The organism is Streptomyces sp. NPDC053426 (assembly GCF_055585405.1).
The window spans coordinates 1-20,562 of record NZ_JBVJKE010000034.1 but is presented as its reverse complement, the minus strand read 5'-3'; the positions used below and the strand labels follow the sequence as shown (position 1 = coordinate 20,562).

Genomic DNA, 20,562 nt, shown 5'->3' with positions numbered 1-20,562 from the left:
TGCCCCGGTAGGGGCCCTTCCGGAAGATCCGGAGGGGTGCCGCCGGGGTTTTCGCATGCTCGGGCCTTTTTCGGTGCGTTTGCCGGTGCGGCGCGTGGCGGTCATCGTTGAGGGACGAGGCGGGGGCCGGCTACGGAGGTGCGGATGTACGTCGTGAAGAGCCCGTTGTCCGACGCGAACCTGAAGACCGTGTCCGAGGCGCTGCAGGGCGCCCTGGTCGATCTGGTGGATCTCGCCCTGGTGGGCAAGCAGATCCACTGGAACGTGGTCGGGCAACGCTTCCGTTCCGTGCACCTCCAGCTCGACGAGGTCGTGACCCTGGCGCGTACCCACTCCGACACCGTGGCGGAGCGCGCCGCGGCGCTGGGGGTCTCGCCCGACGGGCGGGCCGCGACGGTGGCCGTCGGCAGCGGCATCGGGGTGACGCCCGAGGGCTGGGTCGACGACACGACCGCGGTGGGCGCGCTCGTGGAGGCGCTGGGCGCGGTGATCGCCCGTATGCGGGAGCGGGTCACGGCGACCGCGGAGCCGGACCCGGTGAGCCAGGACATCCTGATCACGATCACCGCGGACCTGGAGAAGCAGCACTGGATGTTCCAGGCCGAGAACGGATGACGTGGCCTTGGGGGGCCGTGGGGTCCTCGTGGAGCGGCCCGGGGGTCCGGACGCGCCCGTGTGCCCTTGGTGCGCCCTGTGCGCGGGGGCGAGCGGTCTCATAGCGTCGGCGCGGGGGTGGGGGCCGTGACAACGGGGCGGATGGTGCGCCGGGGGGCCGTTCTGGGACTGGGGGCGCTGTGGTGGTGGGCGGTGGCGCGACTGCTGCTGGCGCCCGACGCCGGGGTGGTGGAAGGGGCGGTCGCGGCCGGCGGGTGGGGGCTCAGTCTGCTGCCGGTGCACTGCGTGCCCAAGGCGCGGGCGGAGGGGGCGCTCGCGGCGGGGCGGTGGCGGCGGGCGTGGCGGGTGAGCACCGTGCGTCGGTTCACCGACGGGGAGTGAACGGAGCCGGGCCCGGCTGGCAGGTGGGGCACCAGTACGTGGGACGCTCGCGGGAGCCGTCGCCCTGCTCGGCGAGGCGGACCGGGGTGCGGCAGCGCAGGCAGGGGCGGCGGGCGCGGCCGTACACGAACAGGTCCTGGCCGCGGCGGCCCGTGGTGTTGCGGACCGGGCGCTCGCGGTTGAACTCCAGCAGTCTCCGGGCGAGCACCGGCAGCTTCGCGGAACGGTCGGCGGGCAGCTCGCCCACGGGGAGCCAGGGGGTGACGCCGAGGAGGAAGCACAGCTCGCTCTTGAAGATGTTGCCGATTCCGGCGAGGTTCCGCTGGTCCAGCAGGGCCTCGCCGAGAGGGCGGGCCGGGTCCTTCAGGAGGTTGGCCAGTGCGAGGCCGGGGTCCCAGTCCGGGCCGAGGAGGTCGGGGCCGAGGTGGCCGACCGCGCGGTCCTCGTCGGTGGTGCGCATCAGTTCCAGGACGGGGAGCCGGTAGCCGACGGCCGTGTGGCCGGCGTTGCCGAGGATCGCGCGGATCTGGTGGGCGGGGCCACCGTTCCAGCGCTGCCCGTGCGGGTACACCCGCCAGGAGCCGTTCATCCTCAGGTGCGAGTGCAGCGTCAGGCCGCCTTCGACGCGGGTCAGCAGGTGCTTGCCGCGCGGGGTGACGTCCAGCACGGTGCGGCCGGTGAGGTCGGCCGTGGCGAACCTCGGCACCCGGAGGTCGCTGCGGGTCAGCACCTGGCCGGCCAGGGCGTCGTGCAGCCGCCGCGCGGCCTGCCAGACCGTGTCTCCTTCGGGCATGCGTCAAGGGTGGCACGCCGGGCGGCCGGGGCGCTCGGGTGGGCGTGGGCCGGGGGCGGAGGCGCAGTCCTCGGGGAGCGGCGCGAAGCTCACGGTTTCCAGAAAGTGGCGAGGGTCGACAGGGTCAGGGGCGCCGTGGCCCCACCGGCGCATGCGGGGTGTCCGGGCGGTAGGGGTCGGGACTGTCGGGGTGGTGGGTCAGGCGCGTAGGCGTAGTCCTCTGGGGGTGGCGACGAAGCCCGCGGTTTCCAGGAGGGTGCCCAGGGGGGATGTCAGTGCGGAGGTGCCGTTGACGCGCTCCACCGTGACCGTGCCCAGGGAGCCCGCGCGGGCGGCCGCGGCGAGGGCCTCGGCGGCGGCCGGGAGGCGCGGGTCGTCGGCGGGTTCGCCGTCGGAGTCGGCGGGCCAGGCCAGCAGCGTCTTGCCGCCGCGCTCCATGTAGAGCGTCAGCTCGCCGTCCACCAGCACCACCAGGGAGCCCGCCTTGCGGCCGGGTTTGTGCCCGGCACCGGTCGGCGGCTCGGGCCAGCCCAGAGCGGCACCGTAGGCGTTCGCCGGGTCGGCGGCGGCCAGGACCACGGCGCGTGCGGCGCGGTCCGCACCGGTACGGCGGCCGGCGAAGGGGTCGTACGCGGGACGCCCGCCGTTCCGCCGGGGCGGAGGGGACTGCGGGGCCAGGTCGCGCGGGGAGACGTAGTCGCCCGGCGAGGGGCGGGGGTACGGCGTGTCGTCCGGGCCGGGGAAGCCGTCGTACGCGGAGGTGTCGCCGAACGGGCCGGGCATGCCGGGGCCGGGGGCGGCCGGGAAGCCGTCGCTCCGCTCGCGGGCGTTGGCCGCCGCGCGGAGGCGGTCCACGGCCCCGTCCATCGCGAACTGGGCGGCGCCCAGACCCTCCACCACGTAGCCGCGACGCGCCTGCCCCGTCTCCTCGAAGGCGGACAGCACCCGGTACACCGCCGAGAAGCCGCCCTCGACGCCCTCCGCGGAGACGGCGCCCCGGGTCACCACACCGTGCCGGTCGAGCAGGGTGCGGGCCAGGGCGTGGGCGCGGACCGTGGCATCGGTGTCCGCGTCCGTGTTCGTGTCCGGGAGCAGGGACCAGCGGCCGGCGACGGTCGGCGGGCCGGTGCGGGAGGCGCCGCGGGCGGCCGCCGTGAGCGAGCCGTAGCGCCCGCGCGGGACGGAGCGCTTCGCGCGGTGGGCCGTGGCGCCCGCGGTGCGGCCCGAGCCCAGCAGGGAGCGCAGGGGAGTGAGCGTGTCGTTGGTCAGCCGCCCGGACCAGGCGAGGTCCCAGAGGGCGTCGGCCAGTTGGGGATCGGTGGCCTCGGGGTGCGTGGTGGCGCGGACCTGGTCGGCGATCTGGCGGAAGAACAGGCCGTAGCCGCCGGAGAGGGAGTCCAGGACGGACTGGTGGAGCGCGGTGAGTTCCAGGGGGTGCGGGGGCGGCAGGAGCAGCGGGGCCGTGTCCGCGAGGTAGAGGGAGACCCAGCCGTCCTTCCCGGGCAGCGAACCGGCGCCCGCCCACACCACCTCCCCGGCGGCCGTCAGCTCGTCCAGCATCGCCGGGGCGTAGTCCGCCACCCGGGACGGCAGGACCAGCTTCTCCAGGGCGGACGCGGGTACGGACGCGCCCTGCAACTGTTCGACGGCGCGCACCAGGCCGTCGATGCCGCGCAGGGAGTGTCCCTTGCCGATGTGCTGCCACTGGGGGAGGAACTGGGCGAGCGCGGGCGGCGGCACCGGCTCCAGTTCGTGCCGCAGCGCGGCCAGGGAACGGCGGCGCAGCCGGCGCAGTACGGCCGCGTCGCACCACTCCTGACCGATCCCGGCCGGGTGGAACTCGCCCTGGACGACCCTGCCCGCCGCCGAGAGCCGCTGCAGGGCGCCCTCGGTGACCGCCACGCCCAGACCGAAACGGGCCGCCGCCGTCGCCGACGTGAACGGGCCGTGAGTGCGCGCGTACCGCGCGAGGAGGTCACCGAGGGGGTCCTTGACGGGCTCGGTGAACGCCTCCGGCACACCGACCGGCAGCGCCGTGCCCAGCGCGTCGCGCAGCCGCCCGGCGTCCTCGATCGCCGCCCAGTGGTCGGTGCCGGCCACCCGCACCCGGATGGCGCGCCGCGCGGAGGCGAGCTCCCGGGCCCACTGCGGCTCGGCGCCCCGCTCGGCGAGTTCGGCGTCGGTGAGCGGGCCCAGCAGTCGCAGCAGGTCGGCCACGCCCTCCGCGTCCTTGACCCGCCGGTCCTCGGTGAGCCACCGCAGCTCGCGCTCCAGCTCGGTCAGCACCTCCGCGTCGAGCAGTTCGCGCAGTTCCGCCTGGCCGAGCAGCTCGGCCAGCAGCCGCGAGTCCAGCGACAGGGCGGCGGCGCGGCGCTCGGCGAGCGGGGAGTCGCCCTCGTACAGGAACTGGGCGACGTATCCGAAGAGGAGGGAGCGGGCGAAGGGGGACGGTTCGGGTGTGGTGACCTCGACCAGGCGCACCTTGCGCGCCTCCAGGTCGCCCATCAGCTCGACGAGTCCGGGCACGTCGAAGACGTCCTGGAGGCACTCGCGGACGGCTTCGAGGACGATCGGGAACGATCCGAACTCGCCGGCCACCTGGAGCAGTTGCGAGGCGCGCTGACGCTGCTGCCACAGCGGGGTGCGCCGGCCGGGGTTGCGGCGCGGCAGCAGCAGCGCGCGGGCGGCGCACTCGCGGAACCGGGACGCGAACAGCGCCGAGCCGCCCACCTGGTCGGTGACGACCTGGTCGACCTCGCCCTTGTCGAAGACGACGTCGGCCGCGCCCACGGGCGCCTGGTCCGCGTCGTACTCCGTGCCGGCCTTCACCGGCTCCTGGTCGAGCAGGTCGAGGCCCATCAGGTCGGCATCCGGCAGGCGCAGCACGATGCCGTCGTCGGCGTGCATCACCTGGGCGTCCATGCCGTACCGCTCGGAGAGGCGGGCGCCGAGCGCGAGCGCCCACGGGGCGTGCACCTGGGCGCCGAACGGGGAGTGCACGACGACCCGCCAGTCGCCCAGTTCGTCGCGGAAGCGCTCCACCACGATGGTGCGGTCGTCGGGGACGTGGCCGCAGGCCTCGCGCTGCTCGTCGAGGTAGGACAGGACGTTGTCGGCGGCCCAGGCGTCCAGTCCCGCCGCCAGGAGCCGCAGCCGGGCGTCGTCCTTGGGCAGCGAGCCCACTTCGCGCAGGAACGCGCCCACCGCGCGGCCGAGTTCCAGCGGGCGGCCCAGCTGGTCGCCCTTCCAGAACGGCAGCCGGCCCGGCACACCCGGCGCGGGGGAGACCAGGACGCGGTCGCGCGTGATGTCCTCGATGCGCCAGGAGCTGGTGCCCAGGGTGAAGACGTCGCCCACGCGGGACTCGTAGACCATCTCCTCGTCCAGCTCGCCGACCCGTCCGCCGCCCTTCTTGGGGTCGGCGCCCGCCAGGAACACCCCGAAGAGGCCGCGATCGGGGATCGTGCCCCCGGAGGTGACGGCCAGGCGCTGGGCGCCGGGACGGCCGGTGATCTCGCCCGTGACCCGGTCCCAGACCACGCGCGGGCGCAGCTCCGCGAAGGCGTCGGACGGGTAGCGGCCGGCGAGCATGTCCAGGACGCCCGTGAAGGCGGACTCGGGCAGGGAGGCGAAGGGTGCCGCGCGGCGGACCACGGCGAGCAGGTCGTCGAGCTGCCAGGTGTCCATGGCCGTCATGGCGACGAGCTGCTGGGCCAGCACGTCCAAGGGGTTCGCGGGGACGCGCAGGGACTCGATGGCGCCCGCGCGCATCCGCTCGGTGACCACGGCCGCCTGCACCAGGTCGCCCCGGTACTTCGGGAACACCACGCCCGTGGAGACCGCGCCCACCTGGTGCCCCGCGCGGCCGACGCGCTGGAGCCCGGAGGCGACGGAGGGTGGCGACTCGACCTGGACCACCAGATCGACGGCGCCCATGTCGATGCCCAGCTCCAGGCTTGAGGTGGCGACCACCGCGGGCAGCCGGCCCGCCTTGAGGTCCTCCTCGACCAGGGCGCGCTGCTCCTTGGACACCGAGCCGTGATGGGCGCGCGCGATGACCGCGGGCGCTCCCTGGGCGGTCCCGGAGCCGCCCATCAGCTCGGCGGGGGAGTGGTGCTCGTCCAGGGGCTCGCCGGTGGCCCGCTCGTAGGCGATCTCGTTGAGCCGGTTGCACAGCCGCTCCGCGAGGCGGCGGGAGTTCGCGAACACGATCGTCGAGCGGTGCGCCTGCACCAGGTCGGTGATCCGCTCCTCGACGTGCGGCCAGATCGACGGGCGCTCGGCGCCCTCCGAGCCGTCGGCGACCGGGGAGCCGCCCAGCTCGCCCAGGTCCTCGACCGGCACCACCACGGACAGGTCGAACTCCTTGCCGGACTCCGGCTGGACGATCTCCACCTTGCGGCGCGGGGAGAGGAACCGGGCGACCTCGTCGACCGGGCGCACCGTCGCCGAGAGGCCGATACGGCGGGCCGGACGGGGCAGCAGCTCGTCCAGTCGCTCCAGGGTGAGCGCGAGATGCGCGCCGCGCTTGGTGCCGGCGACCGCGTGCACCTCGTCGAGGATCACCGTCTCCACGCCCGTCAGCGCGTCGCGCGTGGCGGACGTCAGCATCAGGAACAGCGACTCGGGCGTGGTGATCAGGATGTCCGGCGGGCGGGTGGCCAGGGCGCGCCGCTCGGCGGGCGGGGTGTCGCCGGAGCGGATGCCGACCTTCACCTCGGGCTCGGGCAGCCCCAGACGCACGGACTCCTGGCGGATGCCGGTCAGCGGGCTGCGGAGGTTGCGCTCGACGTCGACGGCCAGTGCCTTCAGCGGCGAGACGTACAGGACGCGGCAGCGCTTCTTGGGGTCGGCGGGCGGCGGCGTCGAGGCGAGCTGGTCCAGGGCGGCGAGGAAGGCGGCCAGGGTCTTCCCGGAACCGGTGGGGGCGACCACCAGCACGTCCGAGCCCTCCCCGATGGCCCGCCACGCGCCGGCCTGGGCGGCGGTGGGCGCGGAGAACGCCCCCGTGAACCAGCCGCGGGTCGCGGGGGAGAAGCCGTCCAGGGCTCGGTGCGGATCACTGACCATGCGTCCATCGTGCACCCGGCCACTGACAATCGGGCCGGGGGACGGGCGGGGGCGGCCGGGGGCCGCGTGACAATGGCCGCATGGCGGAATCCCGGAAGGAGCGGGCGCGGCACTGGCGGTACGACGAACTGCCCGGTGTCGACCTGCTGCGTGCCCGGTACATACGGAAGACGTTCGTCCGGCACACCCACGAGAACTTCGTGATCGCCGCCATCGCCGACGGGGCGGAGGTCTTCCACCACGGCGGCGGTGACGTGTACGCGGGCGCCGGGTCCCTGGCCCTGGTGAACCCGGACACCCCGCACACCGGCCGGGCGGGTGTTCCCGAAGGGTGGCGGTACGGGGCGGTGTACCCGTCGCCCGAGGTGGTGACCGCGATCGCCGCCGAGACCACCACGCTGCGCGGAACACCGGGGTTCGTGACGCCGGTGCTCGACGATCCGTACACCGTCCGTCTGGTGCACCAGGTGCTGCGGGCCACCGACGAGGGCAACGCGCTCGCCGCCGACACCCTGCTCCGGGTCGTGGTGACCCGGCTGCTGCGGCTGAACGGCGGGACGCTGCCGCGGCGCGAGGTGCGCACGGCGGGCGCCGGGATCGCGGCACGCGCGCGTGCCGTGCTGGATGAGCGGATGGCGGATCCGCCGACGCTGGAGCGGCTGGCCGCCGAGCTGGGCACCGGCCCGTTCGCGCTGCTGCGCGCCTTCCGGGACACCTACGGGATGCCGCCGCACACCTGGCTCACCGACGCGCGCGTGCGGCGGGCGCGGCGGCTGCTGGACGCGGGGACGGCGCCGTCGGAGGCGGCCGTCGCGGTCGGGTTCACCGACCAGCCGCACCTGAACCGGCACTTCGGCCGGATCGTCGGCGTGCCCCCGGGCGCCTACCAGCGCGAGCGCAAGAACGTACAAGACGCGCGGGGCGGCACGCCCGTACCGTCCGGGGCGTGGCAGTGGAACGGACAGAAGCGCTCGCAGACGTACGGGACGACGGAGGAGGAAAGCCGGACGGTGCCGTCGTACGGGACGCCCTCGGTGTCGGGGTCGCCGTCGGACTCTCCGGGTTCGCCTTCGGCGTGACCTCGGCGGGCAGCGGGCTCACCCTGCTCCAGACCTGTGCGCTCAGCCTGCTGGTGTTCACCGGCGCCTCCCAGTTCGCGCTGGTGGGGGCGCTGGCGGCGGGTGGAGGGGCGTTCACGGCCGCCGCCGGGGCGTTCTTCCTGGGGGTGCGCAACGCGTTCTACGGGCTGCGGCTGTCGCAGCTGCTGGCGCTGCCCCGCGCGGTGCGGCCGTTCGCCGCGCAGTGGGTGATCGACGAGACGACGGCCGTCTCGCTCGCCCAGCCCGACCGGCGCGGCGCGCGCATCGGGTTCGTGGTGACGGGGCTCAGCCTGTACGTCCTGTGGAACCTCACCACGCTGCTCGGCGCGCTGGGCGCCGAGGCGATCGGGGACACCGCGGCGTGGGGGCTGGACGCGGCCGGCCCCGCGGTCTTCCTGGCGCTGCTCGCGCCGATGCTGCGCACCGGGACCGAGCGGGCCGTCGCCGGGCTCGCCGTTCTCCTGGGGCTGGGGCTGCTGCCCGTGCTGCCGGCCGGCGTGCCGGTCCTGGTGGCCGCGCTCGCGGCACCGGCCGTCCTGTGGGCCCAGGGCAGAAGGAGCGCCTCGCGCGGTGACATGACGGAGGGGGACCGTTGAACATCTGGATCGCGATCGGTGTGACCGCCGTCGGCTGCTACGCCGTCAAGCTCGCGGGGCTGCTGGTGCCCGCGGGGGTCCTGGAGCGGCCCCTCGTCAGGCGTCTCGCCGCGCTCCTTCCGGTCGCCCTGCTCGCCGCGCTGACCGCTCAGCAGACCTTCTCCGACGGTCAGGCCCTGGTCGTCGACGCACGGGCGGCGGGGGTGGCGGCCGCCGCCGTGGCCCTCGTCCTGCGCGCCCCGTTCCTGCTCGTCGTCGGAGCAGCGGTCGTCGTGACGGCGGGGGTGCGTGCCCTGGGCGGCTGAGGTGGCGGGCACGGTGCCCGGCGGTGCCGCGCGGCGGTCCGTCGCACCGGACCGGTGGCCGGCAGCTCGCCGGGCGGGTCGTCCACGACCGGCACGAAGGGCGCCGCCGTGGAGACGGACGTCGGACGGCGGCACAGGTCCTCCGCGCGGTGGCCGCCACAACGCCCCCACGGGGTCCAGCGCCGCCCCGCACCGACCCGGTGTCGCCGTCCCGGAAGCGGTGGGCGGAGAGGTGCTGTCCGAGCACCCGCGCGGTGAGCCGGACGAACCGTTCCGCCCGCGCGAGCGGGCCCTGCGGCGGGGGCGCCGGGGGTGGTGAGGCGGCTCCGGTGCCGGCCTTGGGGCCGACCGTGGGCGGAAAGCGGTGCCGGCGTCCCGGCTCAGGACCCTCCCCGCAGGCGGCCCGACTCGGGGCTGCTCCCGCAGGCGGGATACTGGGTGCATGCGGTTGACGGTTTTCTGGGAGCGGATGACGGAGCACTTCGGTGCGGGCTATGCCGACACCTTCGCGCGTGACCATGTCATGTCCGAGCTCGGCGGGCGCACCGTGCACGAGGCGCTGGCGGCCGGCTGGAGCGCCAAGGACGTCTGGCAGGTGGTCTGCGCGGTCATGAGCGTCCCCGCGGAAAAGCGCTGATCGTCACAGAGACCGCCGGGGACGCACGGCCGCCGCCGACGTGGGCGAGACTTGGTCCGTGGCACCCACTGACGAAACCGGGCAGGCGGCCCGGCATCCCACCACGCCCGGCGCGCCGCCGCCCGCCGGGCCCCCGACGGCCCCCATATCCGGGCCGGGCGCCCGCATGCCGCGCTGGCTGCCGCGCGCCATGGTGCTCGCCCTCGCGCTGTACGCCGTGTTCCAGCTGGGCAGCTGGGCCTTCCACCAGCTCATCGGCCTGCTGATCAACGTCCTCATCGCGTTCTTCCTGGCGCTCGCCGTCGAGCCCGCGGTGAGCTGGATGGCCGCGCGCGGAGTGCGCCGGGGCCTGGGCACCTTCCTCGTCTTCCTGGGCGTGCTGATCGCGGCGGCGGGCTTCGTCACGCTGCTCGGGTCCATGCTGGCGGGACAGATCGTCAAGATCGTCGAGGACTTCCCGGACTACCTCGACTCCGTGATCAACTGGATCAACACGCACTTCCACACCGAGCTGCGGCGCGTGGACATCCAGGAGGGCCTGCTGCGCTCCGACTGGCTGCGCAACTACGTCCAGAACAGCGCCACCGGTGTCCTGGACGTCTCCGCGCAGGTCCTCGGCGGCCTCTTCCAACTGCTGACCATCGGTCTGTTCTCGTTCTACTTCGCCGCCGACGGCCCGCGGCTGCGGCGCACCGTCTGCTCCCTGCTGCCGCCCGCCCGGCAGGCCGAGGTGCTGCGCGCGTGGGAGATCGCCGTGAACAAGACGGGCGGCTACCTCTACTCGCGCGGACTGATGGCACTGGTCTCCGGCCTGGCGCACTACGTCCTGCTGGAGTTCCTCGAGGTGCCCTACGCGCCCGTCCTTGCCGTGTGGGTGGGTCTGGTGTCGCAGTTCATCCCCACCATCGGCACCTATCTCGCGGGCGCCCTGCCCATGCTGATCGCCTTCACGGTCGACCCCTGGTACGCGCTGTGGGTGCTGATCTTCGTGGTGATCTACCAGCAGTTCGAGAACTACGTGCTGCAGCCCAAGCTGACCTCCAGGACCGTCGACATCCACCCGGCGGTCGCCTTCGGCTCGGTCGTCGCGGGCACCGCCCTGCTCGGTGCCGTGGGCGCGCTGATCGCCATCCCCGCCGTCGCCACCCTCCAGGCGTTCCTGGGTGCGTACGTGCGGCGGTACGACGTCACGGACGACCCCCGTGTGCTCGGGCACCGCGGTCCCGGCGGCGGCGGGCCGGGCGTCCTCCTGCGCGTCCGTCACCGGTGGGTCCGCCGGCCGGGGGCGGGGCGGCCACGCGGCGGAGACACCGGGGCCTCCTGAGGGCGGCCGCACCACGCGGCACACAGGTCTGTGGTGCCGTGTGGCGCGCTTGACACGAAAATCGAACATCCATTCTCATGGAAGTGCCGATGAGGCTCAACGGCAGGTGTTGTGTCCTGGTTTGGGCGGGAATGCACCCGCGTTATCCACAGGCCGGAGGTGCGTCGGGGCGCGTTGTCAGTGGCAGGCGTTAGCGTCTTTGACGTGAAGCGATCGAATCAAGCAAATCGGGTGGAACCCATGGCAGGAACCGACCGCGAGAAGGCGCTCGACGCCGCGCTCGCACAGATTGAACGGCAATTCGGCAAGGGCGCGGTCATGCGCATGGGCGACCGGACGAACGAGCCCATCGAAATCATCCCGACCGGATCGACCGCGCTCGACGTGGCCCTCGGCGTCGGCGGCCTGCCGCGCGGCCGTGTGGTGGAGATCTACGGACCGGAGTCCTCCGGCAAGACGACCCTGACCCTGCACGCGGTGGCGAACGCGCAGAAGGCCGGCGGCCAGGTCGCCTTCGTGGACGCGGAGCACGCCCTCGACCCCGAGTACGCGAAGAAGCTCGGCGTCGACATCGACAACCTGATCCTGTCTCAGCCGGACAACGGCGAGCAGGCCCTGGAGATCGTGGACATGCTGGTCCGCTCCGGCGCCCTCGACCTCATCGTCATCGACTCCGTCGCCGCGCTCGTCCCGCGCGCGGAGATCGAGGGCGAGATGGGCGACAGCCACGTGGGTCTGCAGGCCCGGCTGATGAGCCAGGCCCTGCGGAAGATCACCAGCGCCCTCAACCAGTCCAAGACCACCGCGATCTTCATCAACCAGCTCCGCGAGAAGATCGGCGTGATGTTCGGCTCCCCGGAGACCACGACCGGTGGCCGTGCGCTGAAGTTCTACGCCTCGGTGCGCATCGACATCCGTCGCATCGAGACCCTGAAGGACGGCACCGAGGCGGTCGGCAACCGCACCCGCTGCAAGGTCGTCAAGAACAAGGTGGCGCCGCCCTTCAAGCAGGCCGAGTTCGACATCCTCTACGGCCAGGGCATCAGCCGCGAGGGCGGCCTGATCGACATGGGCGTGGAGCACGGCTTCGTCCGCAAGGCCGGTGCCTGGTACACGTACGAGGGCGACCAGCTCGGCCAGGGCAAGGAGAACGCCCGCAACTTCCTGAAGGACAACCCCGACCTCGCCAACGAGATCGAGAAGAAGATCCTGACGAAGCTGGGCGTCGGCGTACGGCCCGAGGAGTCCGCCGCCGAGCCGGGCGCGGACGCCACGAGCACCGCCGCGGCCGAGCCGGCCGCGGTACCGGCCCCGGCTGCCAAGGCCTCCAAGTCCAAGGCCGCGGCGGCCAAGAGCTGACCCGTGACGCGACGAACCGACTGGGCCGAGTACGAGTTCGCCGCCTCCGGCGCCCCACGGGGGAGGGGCACCGAGGGCGGCGACGGCTCAGCCGTGGACGGTGACGCGGCGTACGACGACATCGCCGGCGGGGGCGGTCCCCGTGACGGGGGCCGCCCCCACGGGGGTGCCCCCCGCGACGGGGGTGGCGCACGGGCGGGCGGCTCGCGTGACGGCGGGCCGCGCGGTGGACGCGGGCGCAGACGCCGGACCTTCGGCGAGGCGGTCGCGGAGGACGGGGGCGCCTCTTCCTCGTCGAGGGCCGAGCGGGAGGAACCTCCGGCGGACCCGGTCGAGCGGGCGCGGGCGATCTGCCTGCGCCTGCTCACCGGGACTCCGCGCACCCGGAAGCAGCTCGCCGACGCCCTGCGCAAGCGGGAGATCCCGGACGAGGCCGCCGAGGAGGTGCTGTCCCGGTTCGAGGAGGTCGGACTGATCAACGACAGCGCCTTCGCGGACGCCTGGGTGGAGTCCCGGCACCACGGCCGGGGACTCGCCCGGCGCGCGCTCGCCCGGGAGCTGCGCACCAAGGGCGTCGATCCCACGCTGATCGACGCGGCCGTCTCCCAGCTCGACTCCGAGCAGGAGGAGGAGACCGCCCGGGAGCTGGTCGCCCGTAAGCTGCGCGCCACCCGCGGACTCGACCGCGACAAGCGGCTCCGCCGCCTCGCGGGCATGCTCGCCCGCAAGGGCTACCCCGAGGGCCTCGCCCTGCGCGTCGTCCGGCAGGCGCTGGAGGAGGAGGGCGAGGACACGGAGTTCCTCGGCGACGAGGGGTTCTGAGACGACGGGGGCGGCCCCGCCCTACGCGGGCGCGGGCTCGACCGGCAGGCCCGCCTCCCGCCAGGCCTGGAAGCCGCCCACCAGATCGGTGGCCCGGTGCAGGCCCAGGCGGTGGAGGGACTCCGCTGCCAGGCTGGAGGCGTATCCCTCGTTGCAGATCACCACGATCCGCAGGTCGTGGCTCGTGGCCTCCGGGAGGCGGTGGCTGCCCCGCGGGTCCAGGCGCCACTCCAGTTCGTTGCGTTCGACGACGAGGGCTCCGGGAACGAGTCCGTCCCGGTCCCGCAGGGCGGCGTAGCGGATGTCCACCAGCAGTGCCTCACCGGTCCGCGCGGCCTCGTACGCGGCCCGGGGGCGGATGCGTACGTAACCGGCGCGCACCCGCTCCAGCAACTCGTCGATGCCAACGCTCACTGCCAGTCCTCCGGTCGTTCGACCTGCTCCAGGCGGAGCATACGGCCGCTGCGACTGTAGCGGCGGATCCGTGGCAACGGCGGGTAGTAGGCGTGCACGGAGATCGCGTGCCGGTCCGGGGACTCGTTGAGGACCTCGTGGACGTGGTGCCGTCCGAAGGCACGCCCCTGCCCGGTACCCAGCCGTCGTTCCCGGTCCACGCCGTCCGTGAGTTCCAGGGTCTTCCAGCCGTCGGTGGGCAGCCGCGCGGCGAGCGAGTTCTCCCTCAGCTCACCCGACGCGGTCATGAAGGCACCGACGGAGTCGGCGTGGTCGTGCCAGCCGGTACCGGTGCCAGGAGGCCAGCCGATCAGCCAGGCCTCGCTGCCACCGGGCCCGTCGAGCCGCACCCAGGTGCGCCCCTCGGGATCGAGCGGAAGGGCGGCGATCAGTTCGGCGTCGGCGACGGTACGCCGTACGAAGTCGAGGAGGTCCGCCTGCGTGGGAACGGAGACGGGAGCCGGAACAGGGGAGGAGACAGACATGTGCACCGTCCTGGAGGAGGTTCGCGGAGGCGCGGCCACGCGGACGAGACGGCGGGCGGCGCGCTGGGAAAGGGAGGGACGCGAATCAGCGGGACGGGCGACACACGCAGCCCGCATAGCGGACGAGGTCCATATGGACCCTCCGCCACAGGTGCACGCAGGTGTCGGTCACGAGCGGAGTACACCACGGGGCCGCGCGCCGATTCAACTCGTCGTCACCCCGCGGACCGCGGGGTGACGACGACTCGGCCGACCGGGACTCTCAGCGCGACCCGGCCCCCGCATCAGCCTTGGCCTCCGCCTCCGTGACGGCGGGCCCGCCGACCGCCGCTTCCGCCGCCGCGTACAGATCCGCCGGGCGGACCCCGCTCAGCGCCGTCACCAGGTGACCGTCGGGGCGTACCAGGAGCACGGTGTGGGCCGCCGCCCCCGGATAGCTCTCGGCGACCAGCAGTTCGGCCCGGTGCGGCAGCGCCGAGACGGCCGCCGCCAGCCGGGGCATGATCCCGGCGGACACCCAGTGCCGGCGCTCCCACACCCCCGTACCGGGCGCGATCAGCACCACCAGCAGCGCACCCCGGCCGAACCGGTCCCGCAGCCGGACGAAGGTGCCGTCCTCCGCCGTGACCCGTACGTCCGTCACCGCAGAACCGGGAGCCGTTCCGATGGGCACCTCGCCCTCGAGGCGGCCGGGAGCGAGCGGCGAGCCGGCGTACGTCCCCGGCGCGCCCAGCGCGCCCCGTCCCAGGTGACCGTCCATCAGCAGTGTGTCGTGTCCCCGCGCGGACCCGGGAACGTAGGAACGCAGCCCTCCGCCGCCGCGCACCAGCGGCAGCGCCTGGTCGGCGGCGCGCAGCCGGGCGGCGACGATCGCCCGGCGCTCGGTCTGGTAGCTGTCGAGCAGCGCCTCGTGCGGACCGTGGTGCCAGGCCAGCGCCAGTTTCCAGGCGAGGTTGTCGGCGTCGCGGAGCCCTTCCTCCAGCCCGTGCGTGCCCAGCGCGCCGAGCAGATGGGCCGAGTCCCCGGCGAGGAACACCCGGTCGGCCCGCCAGCGCCGGGCCAGCCGGTGGTGGACGGTGTGCACCCCGGTGTCCAGCAGTTCGTACGGCGGGGTCGGACCGTCGGTCCAGCCGGCCAGGGTCTCCCGGATCCGGCCCAGCAGCAGTTCGGGCGTGACCAGGTCCTTGCCCGGCGGCAGCAGCCAGTCCAGGCGCCACACCCCGTCCGGCAGCGGGCGCGCGGTGATCTCCCCGGCCGAGGGTCCTGACGTGCGCCACGGCGGCGTGCGGTGCAGCAGCGCCTCGTCGTACCAGGGGAGTTCGGTGCGCAGCGCGGCCACGGCGTGACGTTCCACCGCGGTGCGGCCGGGGAAGCGGATGTCCTGGAGCTTGCGCACGGTCGAGCGCGGGCCGTCGCAGCCGACCAGGTAACTGCCGCGCCACCAGGTGCCGGTGTCGCCGCGGGTGTGGGCGGTGACGCCCGAGGGTTCCTGCTCCATGGTGTCCAGCCTGCTGTTCACGGCGATCCTGACGAGCCGTTCACCGGCGAGGGCCGCGCGCAGCGCACCCGTCAGGACGTGCTGGGCGATGTGCAGGGGCGCGGGCTCGGTGTCGCCGAAGGCGACCTCGGCCGTCACCTGCTTGCGCCGCATCGACCGCCATCCGGCCCAACGGACACCGGCGTGCGCGAGCGGCACGCCGGTCAGCCGCTCCATGAGCGCGGCGGTCTCCTCGCGCAGGACGACGGTGCGCGCCGGGCGGGGTTCGTCCTTGCCCGGTCCTTCGTCGAGGACCACGCTCGGCACGTCCTGGCGTGCCAGCGCCAGCGCGAGCGTGAGCCCGACGGGCCCCGCTCCGACGATGATCACCGGGTCCACGGCGCGGCGCCCCCTGCTCGAAGTGACGCCCGAAGGGACGTGGAGGAACAGGAAGATGGAGCAGGGTGCACGATCACAGAACGTATGCAACCTATTGCCGGTGCTTGCGTCAAGTGACCGAAGGGCAGTGGCGATCATGAAGTGGGGAGGGGCCGGTCACATCACTTGACTGTTCATCACACAAGTCCGGGGCGTACGGCTCCTCCGCACCGGTCCCGAACGTACCTCCAGCCTCGGCCGCGTTGAGGCTGATGTCGCCACCATGTTGCAGGGATGACCTTGGCGTGGTTGGCAGCCAGCGCCCATGCGAAAAGGGTGCGCGCCGGATTACCGAGTGATTGAGCCTCTTTCATACTGTGCTGGAGGGTGAAATGGGCTGGTCAGTGGGTGGGGTGACAAGGCAGGGCCCCTCGTCGTTGGCGTGGTGATTCCACTCAGCACACCGGCGACCGAAGGGGCCCTGTTGGTTCGGTATCCTGCCACGCTCGACGTGCCACATGAGCTCGTCGAGCATGTCGCCTGGCTGCTGCACGAGCACCGCCGGGACCGCAACACCCGACGGCGTAAACTCGGCTGCTTCCAGCAGGCACTGCTCACACTGGTGCACCTGCGTAAGAACGAGACGTTCTCGCAGCTCGGAGCTGGTTTCGGGATATCCCAGGCCACCGCCTGGTGGTACGTCGACGAGACCTTAAACGTCCTGGTCGGCTGGGCACCCGGCCTCCATGAAGCCTTCACCGGCCTCGGTGAAGGCGACCACGTCATCGTTGACGGCACCCTCATCCCCACCGACCGGATCGCCGCCGACGAGCCGTACTACTCGATGAAGCACAAGAAGCACGGCATGAACGTGCAGGTCATCGCCCGTCCCGATGGCACATCGCTCTGGTTCTCCCACGCGACACCGGCCCGCACCCACGACCTGACCGCGGCCCGCGCCCACGGCATCGTCCAGGCCTGCCTCACCCGGCAGATCCTCGTCCTGACCGACCGCGCCTACCAGGGCGCCGGCGTCACCGTCCGTACCCCGTACTACCACCACCGCCAACACCCCGAGCACTAAGAACCCCTAACAGAATGAACTGATCTCTTGGTCGGTGCGCGACCGGGTGAGGAGATCATTACTCTGCATGGGTGTTGTCATATGACGAGTTGACCCCGCCGGAGCGCGAGCTATGGGACGCCTTCCCTGAGGGGTGTCGAGTTGATCTGCGCACAGGTGCGCCCGAGGCGGACGCTCCCTCCTCGGGTGCTCGGTGGGGTCCCGAACGCACGGTCCGCGCGGCCGTCGTGATGGCGCTGCTGCTCGGCGCGAACGATGATCGGTCTGGGGGCGTAGCCGCCCTGCGTCTCGCCGGGACGCGTATCACCGGCCGTCTTGACCTGTCCGGGGCGGAGATCTGCCACAGGTTCTCGCTGGAGGGCTGCCGGCTGGACGAGGCGGTGCGGCTGCGCGGGGCCACGACCCGGACGATCGAGGTCGCGGACAGCTGGGTTCCGGGGATCGATGCCGAACTCGCACGGATCGAGGGCGACCTGGATCTGAGGCGGTCGACTGTCGAAGGTGGCTCTCTCATACTCGTCAACGCCCGTATGGCCGGGAATCTCCTGCTCGCGGATGCCAAGATTTCAAGCCCGGAAGAATGGGCGGTGCTCGCGGGCGGCCTTGTCCTGGACGGCGGCGTCTTCGCCCGGCGGCTCACCACACGAGGCGGGTTCCGGCTGCCTGGCGCACGACTGCTCAGCGGTCTGTTCCTGCAAGGCGCACGGTTGGAGAACACCGGTGGCGTCGCACTTGCCGCAGGTGGTGTGACCGCCTCGACCGTGGACTGCTCCCAGGGATTCACCGCGCAAGGAAGTGTGCGGCTGCGCAGGGCTCGCATAGAAGGTCTGTTGACCTTCGAAGGAGCCCGTCTGAACGGGGACGGCACAGCCCTGGACTGCGTGGCGATGCAGGTGGGTGACTTCGACTACAGAACCGCAGCACCGCTCTCAGGGCTGGTGGACCTCCGGTCCGCACAGGTCACCTGGTGCCAGGACAGCGAGCGGAGCTGGCCTGAGAAGGTGCTTCTGGAAGGGTTCACCTACGGCTCCATCCGATTCCGGGATACGCCGTCCGCAGCGGGCGAAGGCGAAACGCCCGACAGGGACGAGGTGGCCCGTCGCCTGGCGTGGGTCCGTCGGAATCCCGGGTATGCCCCGCAGCCGTACGAGCAACTCGCGGGCTGGTACCGGCGGATCGGCCACGACGACGACGCCCGCCGCGTGCTCCTGGCCAAACAGCGCCACCGACGCCTCACCCTATCCCTGCCGGCACGGGCGTGGGGGCACCTGCTCGACGTGACCGTAGGCTATGGCTACCGGCCCTGGTTGGCAGGCGTCTGGCTCCTGACACTGACCCTGCTGGGCGCCCTGGTCTTCGGTACCCACTCTCCCACCCCGGTGAAGCCGGGTGAAGGCGTCCCGTTCCAGCCCCTGGTCTACACACTCGACCTCTTGATTCCCATCGGTGGTCTGGGACAGCGCGTGGGGTGGTACTGGTCGAACAACGGCCTCCAGTGGCTGGCCTACCTGCTGATCGCTTTCGGTTGGATGCTCACGACCGCCGTCATCGCCGGTGTCACCCGCACCCTGCAGAAGAACTAGCGATCGACAGTTGAGTTCAGGCGTCGCCAGCAGAGCAGTGCGCATCCGAGGATGAGGAAGGCTTCGTGGATGTCGTCGCGGATCTCCCAGCGGATCCGCAGGCGGCGGAACCAGTGCAGGTGGGCGAAGGCACGCTCGACAACCCAGCGTTGAGTGCCGAGTCCGGAGCCGTGTTCGGTGCCGCGTCGCGCGATCAGCGGCTTCACTCCCAGCACGCGGACGAGACGGCGGTACTTGTCATGGTCGTAGCCGCGGTCACCGAGCACGACGTCGGGGCGGCGCCGAGGTCGGCCGCACTTGCCCCGGACGGGCGGCACTGCCTGGAGCAGTGGGATGAGCTGGGTGACGTCGTTGCGGTTGCCGCCGGTCAAGGTGGCGGCGAGCGGGATGCCGGTGGCGTCGGTGATCAGGTGATGTTTGCTGCCCGTCCTGCCCCGGTCAACAGGGCTTCGTCCCGTCTTCGATCCCCCTTTAACGCACGGATGTGGGAGCCGTCGACTGCCGTCCGGGAGAAGTCCAGGGCGTCCGCACCGCGGAGCCTGGCCAAGAGCGCTTCGTGGAGCCGGGGCCACACGCTGGCCTTGGTCCACTCGGCCAGGCGCCGCCAGCAGGTCATGCCCGAACCGAAACCAAGTTCCTGTGGCAGGTGTTCCCAGGCGATCCCGGTGTGCAGCACGAACAGGATCCCCTGAAACACCAGCCTGTCCGGATGCCGCTTGCGCCCCGGATGCCGGACCCGACGTTCCACCTTCGGCAGCAGCGGCTCGATCACCGCCCACAGCTCGTCATCGACATCCCACGGCTTCCGCCGAGCCACCCTGCACCCCCAGATCAACACTTCCGGAACGATCCAAGCACCTCGAAGGACCATTTCGTTAGGAGTTCTAACAGCAGTTCAATCGCGACCATGCCCGGCTCAGAGTCCCCGGTGAACGCGCCTTCGCCCAGCTGAAGTCCTGGCGACTACTCTGGCGAGCCAGATGCTCTACCCGCCGTATCAGCACCATCGCCCGAGCCGTGCACACGCTGCTGACCTGTAGCTATCCAGGATGAAAGAGGCTCAGTGATAGTGCGGGGTCCGTGCGGTCGAGTTGACCACTCACCAGCGAAGTCACGTCACTCAGAATCCTTCTTGAGGGCTTAACAACGGCTAACACAAAGGGGGCGCTGGTCAGCCCATGCAGGCGATGCAGCGGGTGAGGTCTTCCGAGAGGAAGACGGTGAACCGTCGCTGCGTGCCGGTGATCGTCGCCGAGTAGACGCGATCGGTTCCTGCGGAATAGAGCCTGTCGACAGCTTCGGCCAGCCCGGGACGAGGGGTGACGCCCGTCCCAAGCATGGTCTGGTGCCGGTGGGACCAGGTCGTCTGAAGTAGACGGGCTGAGGCGGTCTGGCTTTCGAACAGCTTGAAATCGGCGCCCGCCCGCAGCTCGGCCCGGGCAGCACACGCAGAGGCACTCTGGTCACTGCCGAGTGCGGCCTCCAGGTCATCACGGTTCATGGGGTCAGTTTGTCGGACCCCGGTTGTCGAGTGGGACGGGTGCTGGTCAGGTGAGGGACAACAGTTGACGGTGGGTGATGAGGCAGCAGGCGAGTCTGAGGAACGCTTCGTGGATGTCGGCTCGCTTTCCCATCGGATGCGTAGGCGTCGGAAGCCGTGCAACCACGCAAAACTCCTCTCCACGACCCAGCGGTAGGTACCCAGACCAGTGCCGTGCAGGGTGCCGCGGCGGGCGATCGCTGGCACGATGCCGCGGGCACGGACCTGGTCGCGGTAGATGTCGTGGTCGTAGCCTCGGTCAGCGAACAGCGAGTCCGGTCTGCGACGGGGCCGGCCGACCCGGCCGCGGACCGGCGGGATCGCCTCGAGCAGCGACAGGAGCTGAGTGACGTCGTTGCGGTTGCCGCCGGTCAGCAGAACCGCGAGCGGGGTGCCGTGCCCGTCGGTGATCAGATGATGCTTCGAGCCGGCCCGGCCCCGATCGATCGGCGAGGGGCCCGTGTGGATCCCCGTTACCTTTTCCGTGGCTCCGCTATCGGGGCTCCGGTCTCCTGGCCCGGTATGACTTGGTCCCCTCGTCGACATGATTGAAAAGGTGG

At 72.3% G+C, this 20,562-nt stretch carries 18 protein-coding genes and 3 pseudogenes; 12 read left to right on the top strand and 9 right to left on the bottom strand.

The annotated features are described in order from the left end of the window. Positions 1-144 precede the first annotated feature (144 nt). Together ACZ62B_RS37665 and ACZ62B_RS37660 are read left to right on the top strand one after the other, a co-directional pair. Positions 145-615: a Dps family protein gene (locus ACZ62B_RS37665; RefSeq protein WP_344567175.1), complete on the top strand. Its 471-nt coding sequence runs from the start codon at positions 145-147 to the stop codon at positions 613-615. Between the two features lie 141 nt (positions 616-756). Continuing rightward, entirely contained in the window at positions 757-996 is a 240-nt protein-coding gene (locus ACZ62B_RS37660) for a hypothetical protein (RefSeq protein WP_344567205.1), read from the top strand. On the opposite strand, the gene ACZ62B_RS37655 is transcribed toward ACZ62B_RS37660, so the two are convergent. Continuing rightward, entirely contained in the window at positions 980-1,789 is an 810-nt protein-coding gene (locus tag ACZ62B_RS37655; protein ID WP_469693825.1) for an Fpg/Nei family DNA glycosylase, read from the bottom strand. The two genes, ACZ62B_RS37660 and ACZ62B_RS37655, sit on opposite strands and share 17 nt — an antisense overlap. A gap of 198 nt (positions 1,790-1,987) precedes the next feature. After that, a complete protein-coding gene (locus ACZ62B_RS37650) occupies positions 1,988-6,859 on the bottom strand; it encodes an ATP-dependent helicase (protein ID WP_469693823.1) in 4,872 nt (1,623 codons plus the stop codon). A gap of 80 nt (positions 6,860-6,939) precedes the next feature. Between ACZ62B_RS37650 and ACZ62B_RS37645 the strand changes: the two genes are divergently transcribed. The 7 genes from ACZ62B_RS37645 (at position 6,940) to recX (ending at position 13,002) form a co-directional block, all read left to right on the top strand. Continuing rightward, on the top strand, positions 6,940-7,938 hold the full coding sequence (locus ACZ62B_RS37645) for an AraC family transcriptional regulator (protein ID WP_468723022.1): 999 nt from the start codon (positions 6,940-6,942) through the stop codon (positions 7,936-7,938). Further along, positions 7,935-8,555, top strand: coding sequence for an AzlC family ABC transporter permease (locus ACZ62B_RS37640; RefSeq protein ID WP_382055193.1), 621 nt, complete (start codon positions 7,935-7,937; stop codon positions 8,553-8,555). Before ACZ62B_RS37645 ends, ACZ62B_RS37640 begins: the two co-directional genes overlap by 4 nt. Further along, the gene (locus ACZ62B_RS37635) at positions 8,552-8,860 is read left to right on the top strand and encodes an AzlD domain-containing protein (protein ID WP_073930587.1); all 309 of its coding nucleotides are present in this window, start codon (positions 8,552-8,554) and stop codon (positions 8,858-8,860) included. The genes ACZ62B_RS37640 and ACZ62B_RS37635 overlap by 4 nt, the downstream gene beginning before the upstream one ends. Positions 8,861-9,302: 442 nt before the next feature. Next, entirely contained in the window at positions 9,303-9,497 is a 195-nt protein-coding gene (locus tag ACZ62B_RS37630; protein ID WP_073930588.1) for a DUF3046 domain-containing protein, read from the top strand. Between the two features lie 58 nt (positions 9,498-9,555). Next, positions 9,556-10,821, top strand: a complete 1,266-nt coding sequence (locus ACZ62B_RS37625) for an AI-2E family transporter (RefSeq protein WP_468881005.1) — start codon at positions 9,556-9,558, stop codon at positions 10,819-10,821. Between the two features lie 240 nt (positions 10,822-11,061). After that, positions 11,062-12,180, top strand: a complete 1,119-nt coding sequence (recA, locus tag ACZ62B_RS37620) for a recombinase RecA (protein ID WP_344567163.1) — start codon at positions 11,062-11,064, stop codon at positions 12,178-12,180. A 3-nt stretch (positions 12,181-12,183) separates the two neighbouring features. Continuing rightward, positions 12,184-13,002, top strand: a complete 819-nt coding sequence (gene recX, locus ACZ62B_RS37615; RefSeq protein ID WP_469693819.1) for a recombination regulator RecX — start codon at positions 12,184-12,186, stop codon at positions 13,000-13,002. Between the two features lie 21 nt (positions 13,003-13,023). Here the strand turns inward: recX and ACZ62B_RS37610 are convergent, their stop codons facing one another. From ACZ62B_RS37610 to ACZ62B_RS37595, 4 genes are all read right to left on the bottom strand, one after another. Next, positions 13,024-13,422 carry a rhodanese-like domain-containing protein gene (locus tag ACZ62B_RS37610; RefSeq protein WP_344567203.1) on the bottom strand — a complete coding sequence of 133 codons (399 nt, stop codon included), beginning with the start codon at positions 13,420-13,422 and terminating at the stop codon, positions 13,024-13,026. Next, complete coding sequence (locus tag ACZ62B_RS37605; protein ID WP_344567159.1) at positions 13,413-13,940, bottom strand: cupin domain-containing protein; 528 nt, start codon at positions 13,938-13,940, stop codon at positions 13,413-13,415. Before ACZ62B_RS37605 ends, ACZ62B_RS37610 begins: the two co-directional genes overlap by 10 nt. An 85-nt stretch (positions 13,941-14,025) precedes the next feature. Beyond that, positions 14,026-14,097 carry a putative leader peptide gene (locus ACZ62B_RS37600; protein ID WP_344567201.1) on the bottom strand — a complete coding sequence of 24 codons (72 nt, stop codon included), beginning with the start codon at positions 14,095-14,097 and terminating at the stop codon, positions 14,026-14,028. A gap of 105 nt (positions 14,098-14,202) precedes the next feature. Then, on the bottom strand, positions 14,203-15,816 hold the full coding sequence (locus ACZ62B_RS37595; RefSeq protein WP_344567157.1) for an FAD-dependent monooxygenase: 1,614 nt from the start codon (positions 15,814-15,816) through the stop codon (positions 14,203-14,205). 421 nt (positions 15,817-16,237) lie between these two features. Here ACZ62B_RS37595 and ACZ62B_RS37590 point away from each other — a divergent pair. Together ACZ62B_RS37590 and ACZ62B_RS37585 are read left to right on the top strand one after the other, a co-directional pair. Continuing rightward, a pseudogene (locus ACZ62B_RS37590) lies at positions 16,238-16,876 on the top strand (transposase family protein); the annotation flags it as partial. Positions 16,877-16,950: 74 nt separating this feature from the next. After that, positions 16,951-18,462: an oxidoreductase gene (locus tag ACZ62B_RS37585; RefSeq protein ID WP_469693817.1), complete on the top strand. Its 1,512-nt coding sequence runs from the start codon at positions 16,951-16,953 to the stop codon at positions 18,460-18,462. On the opposite strand, the gene ACZ62B_RS37580 is transcribed toward ACZ62B_RS37585, so the two are convergent. Next, positions 18,459-19,279 (bottom strand): IS5 family transposase gene (locus ACZ62B_RS37580; protein ID WP_391042593.1). Its coding sequence is split into 2 segments (ribosomal slippage): positions 18,459-18,937 and positions 18,937-19,279, totalling 822 coding nucleotides; the frame shifts between segments, so codons are not numbered across the junction. The two genes, ACZ62B_RS37585 and ACZ62B_RS37580, sit on opposite strands and share 4 nt — an antisense overlap. Positions 19,280-19,350: 71 nt before the next feature. On the opposite strand from ACZ62B_RS37580, the pseudogene ACZ62B_RS37575 reads away from it, so the two are divergent. Beyond that, positions 19,351-19,515, top strand: a pseudogene (locus tag ACZ62B_RS37575) (IS5/IS1182 family transposase); the annotation flags it as partial. Positions 19,516-19,633: 118 nt separating this feature from the next. Here ACZ62B_RS37575 and ACZ62B_RS37570 read toward each other — a convergent pair. Beyond that, positions 19,634-19,963 (bottom strand): hypothetical protein, encoded by a 330-nt coding sequence (locus tag ACZ62B_RS37570; RefSeq protein WP_311709936.1) that lies wholly within the window; start codon positions 19,961-19,963, stop codon positions 19,634-19,636. A 46-nt stretch (positions 19,964-20,009) separates the two neighbouring features. Continuing rightward, positions 20,010-20,473: pseudogene (locus ACZ62B_RS37565) on the bottom strand (IS5 family transposase); the annotation flags it as partial. Positions 20,474-20,562: the final 89 nt, after the last annotated feature.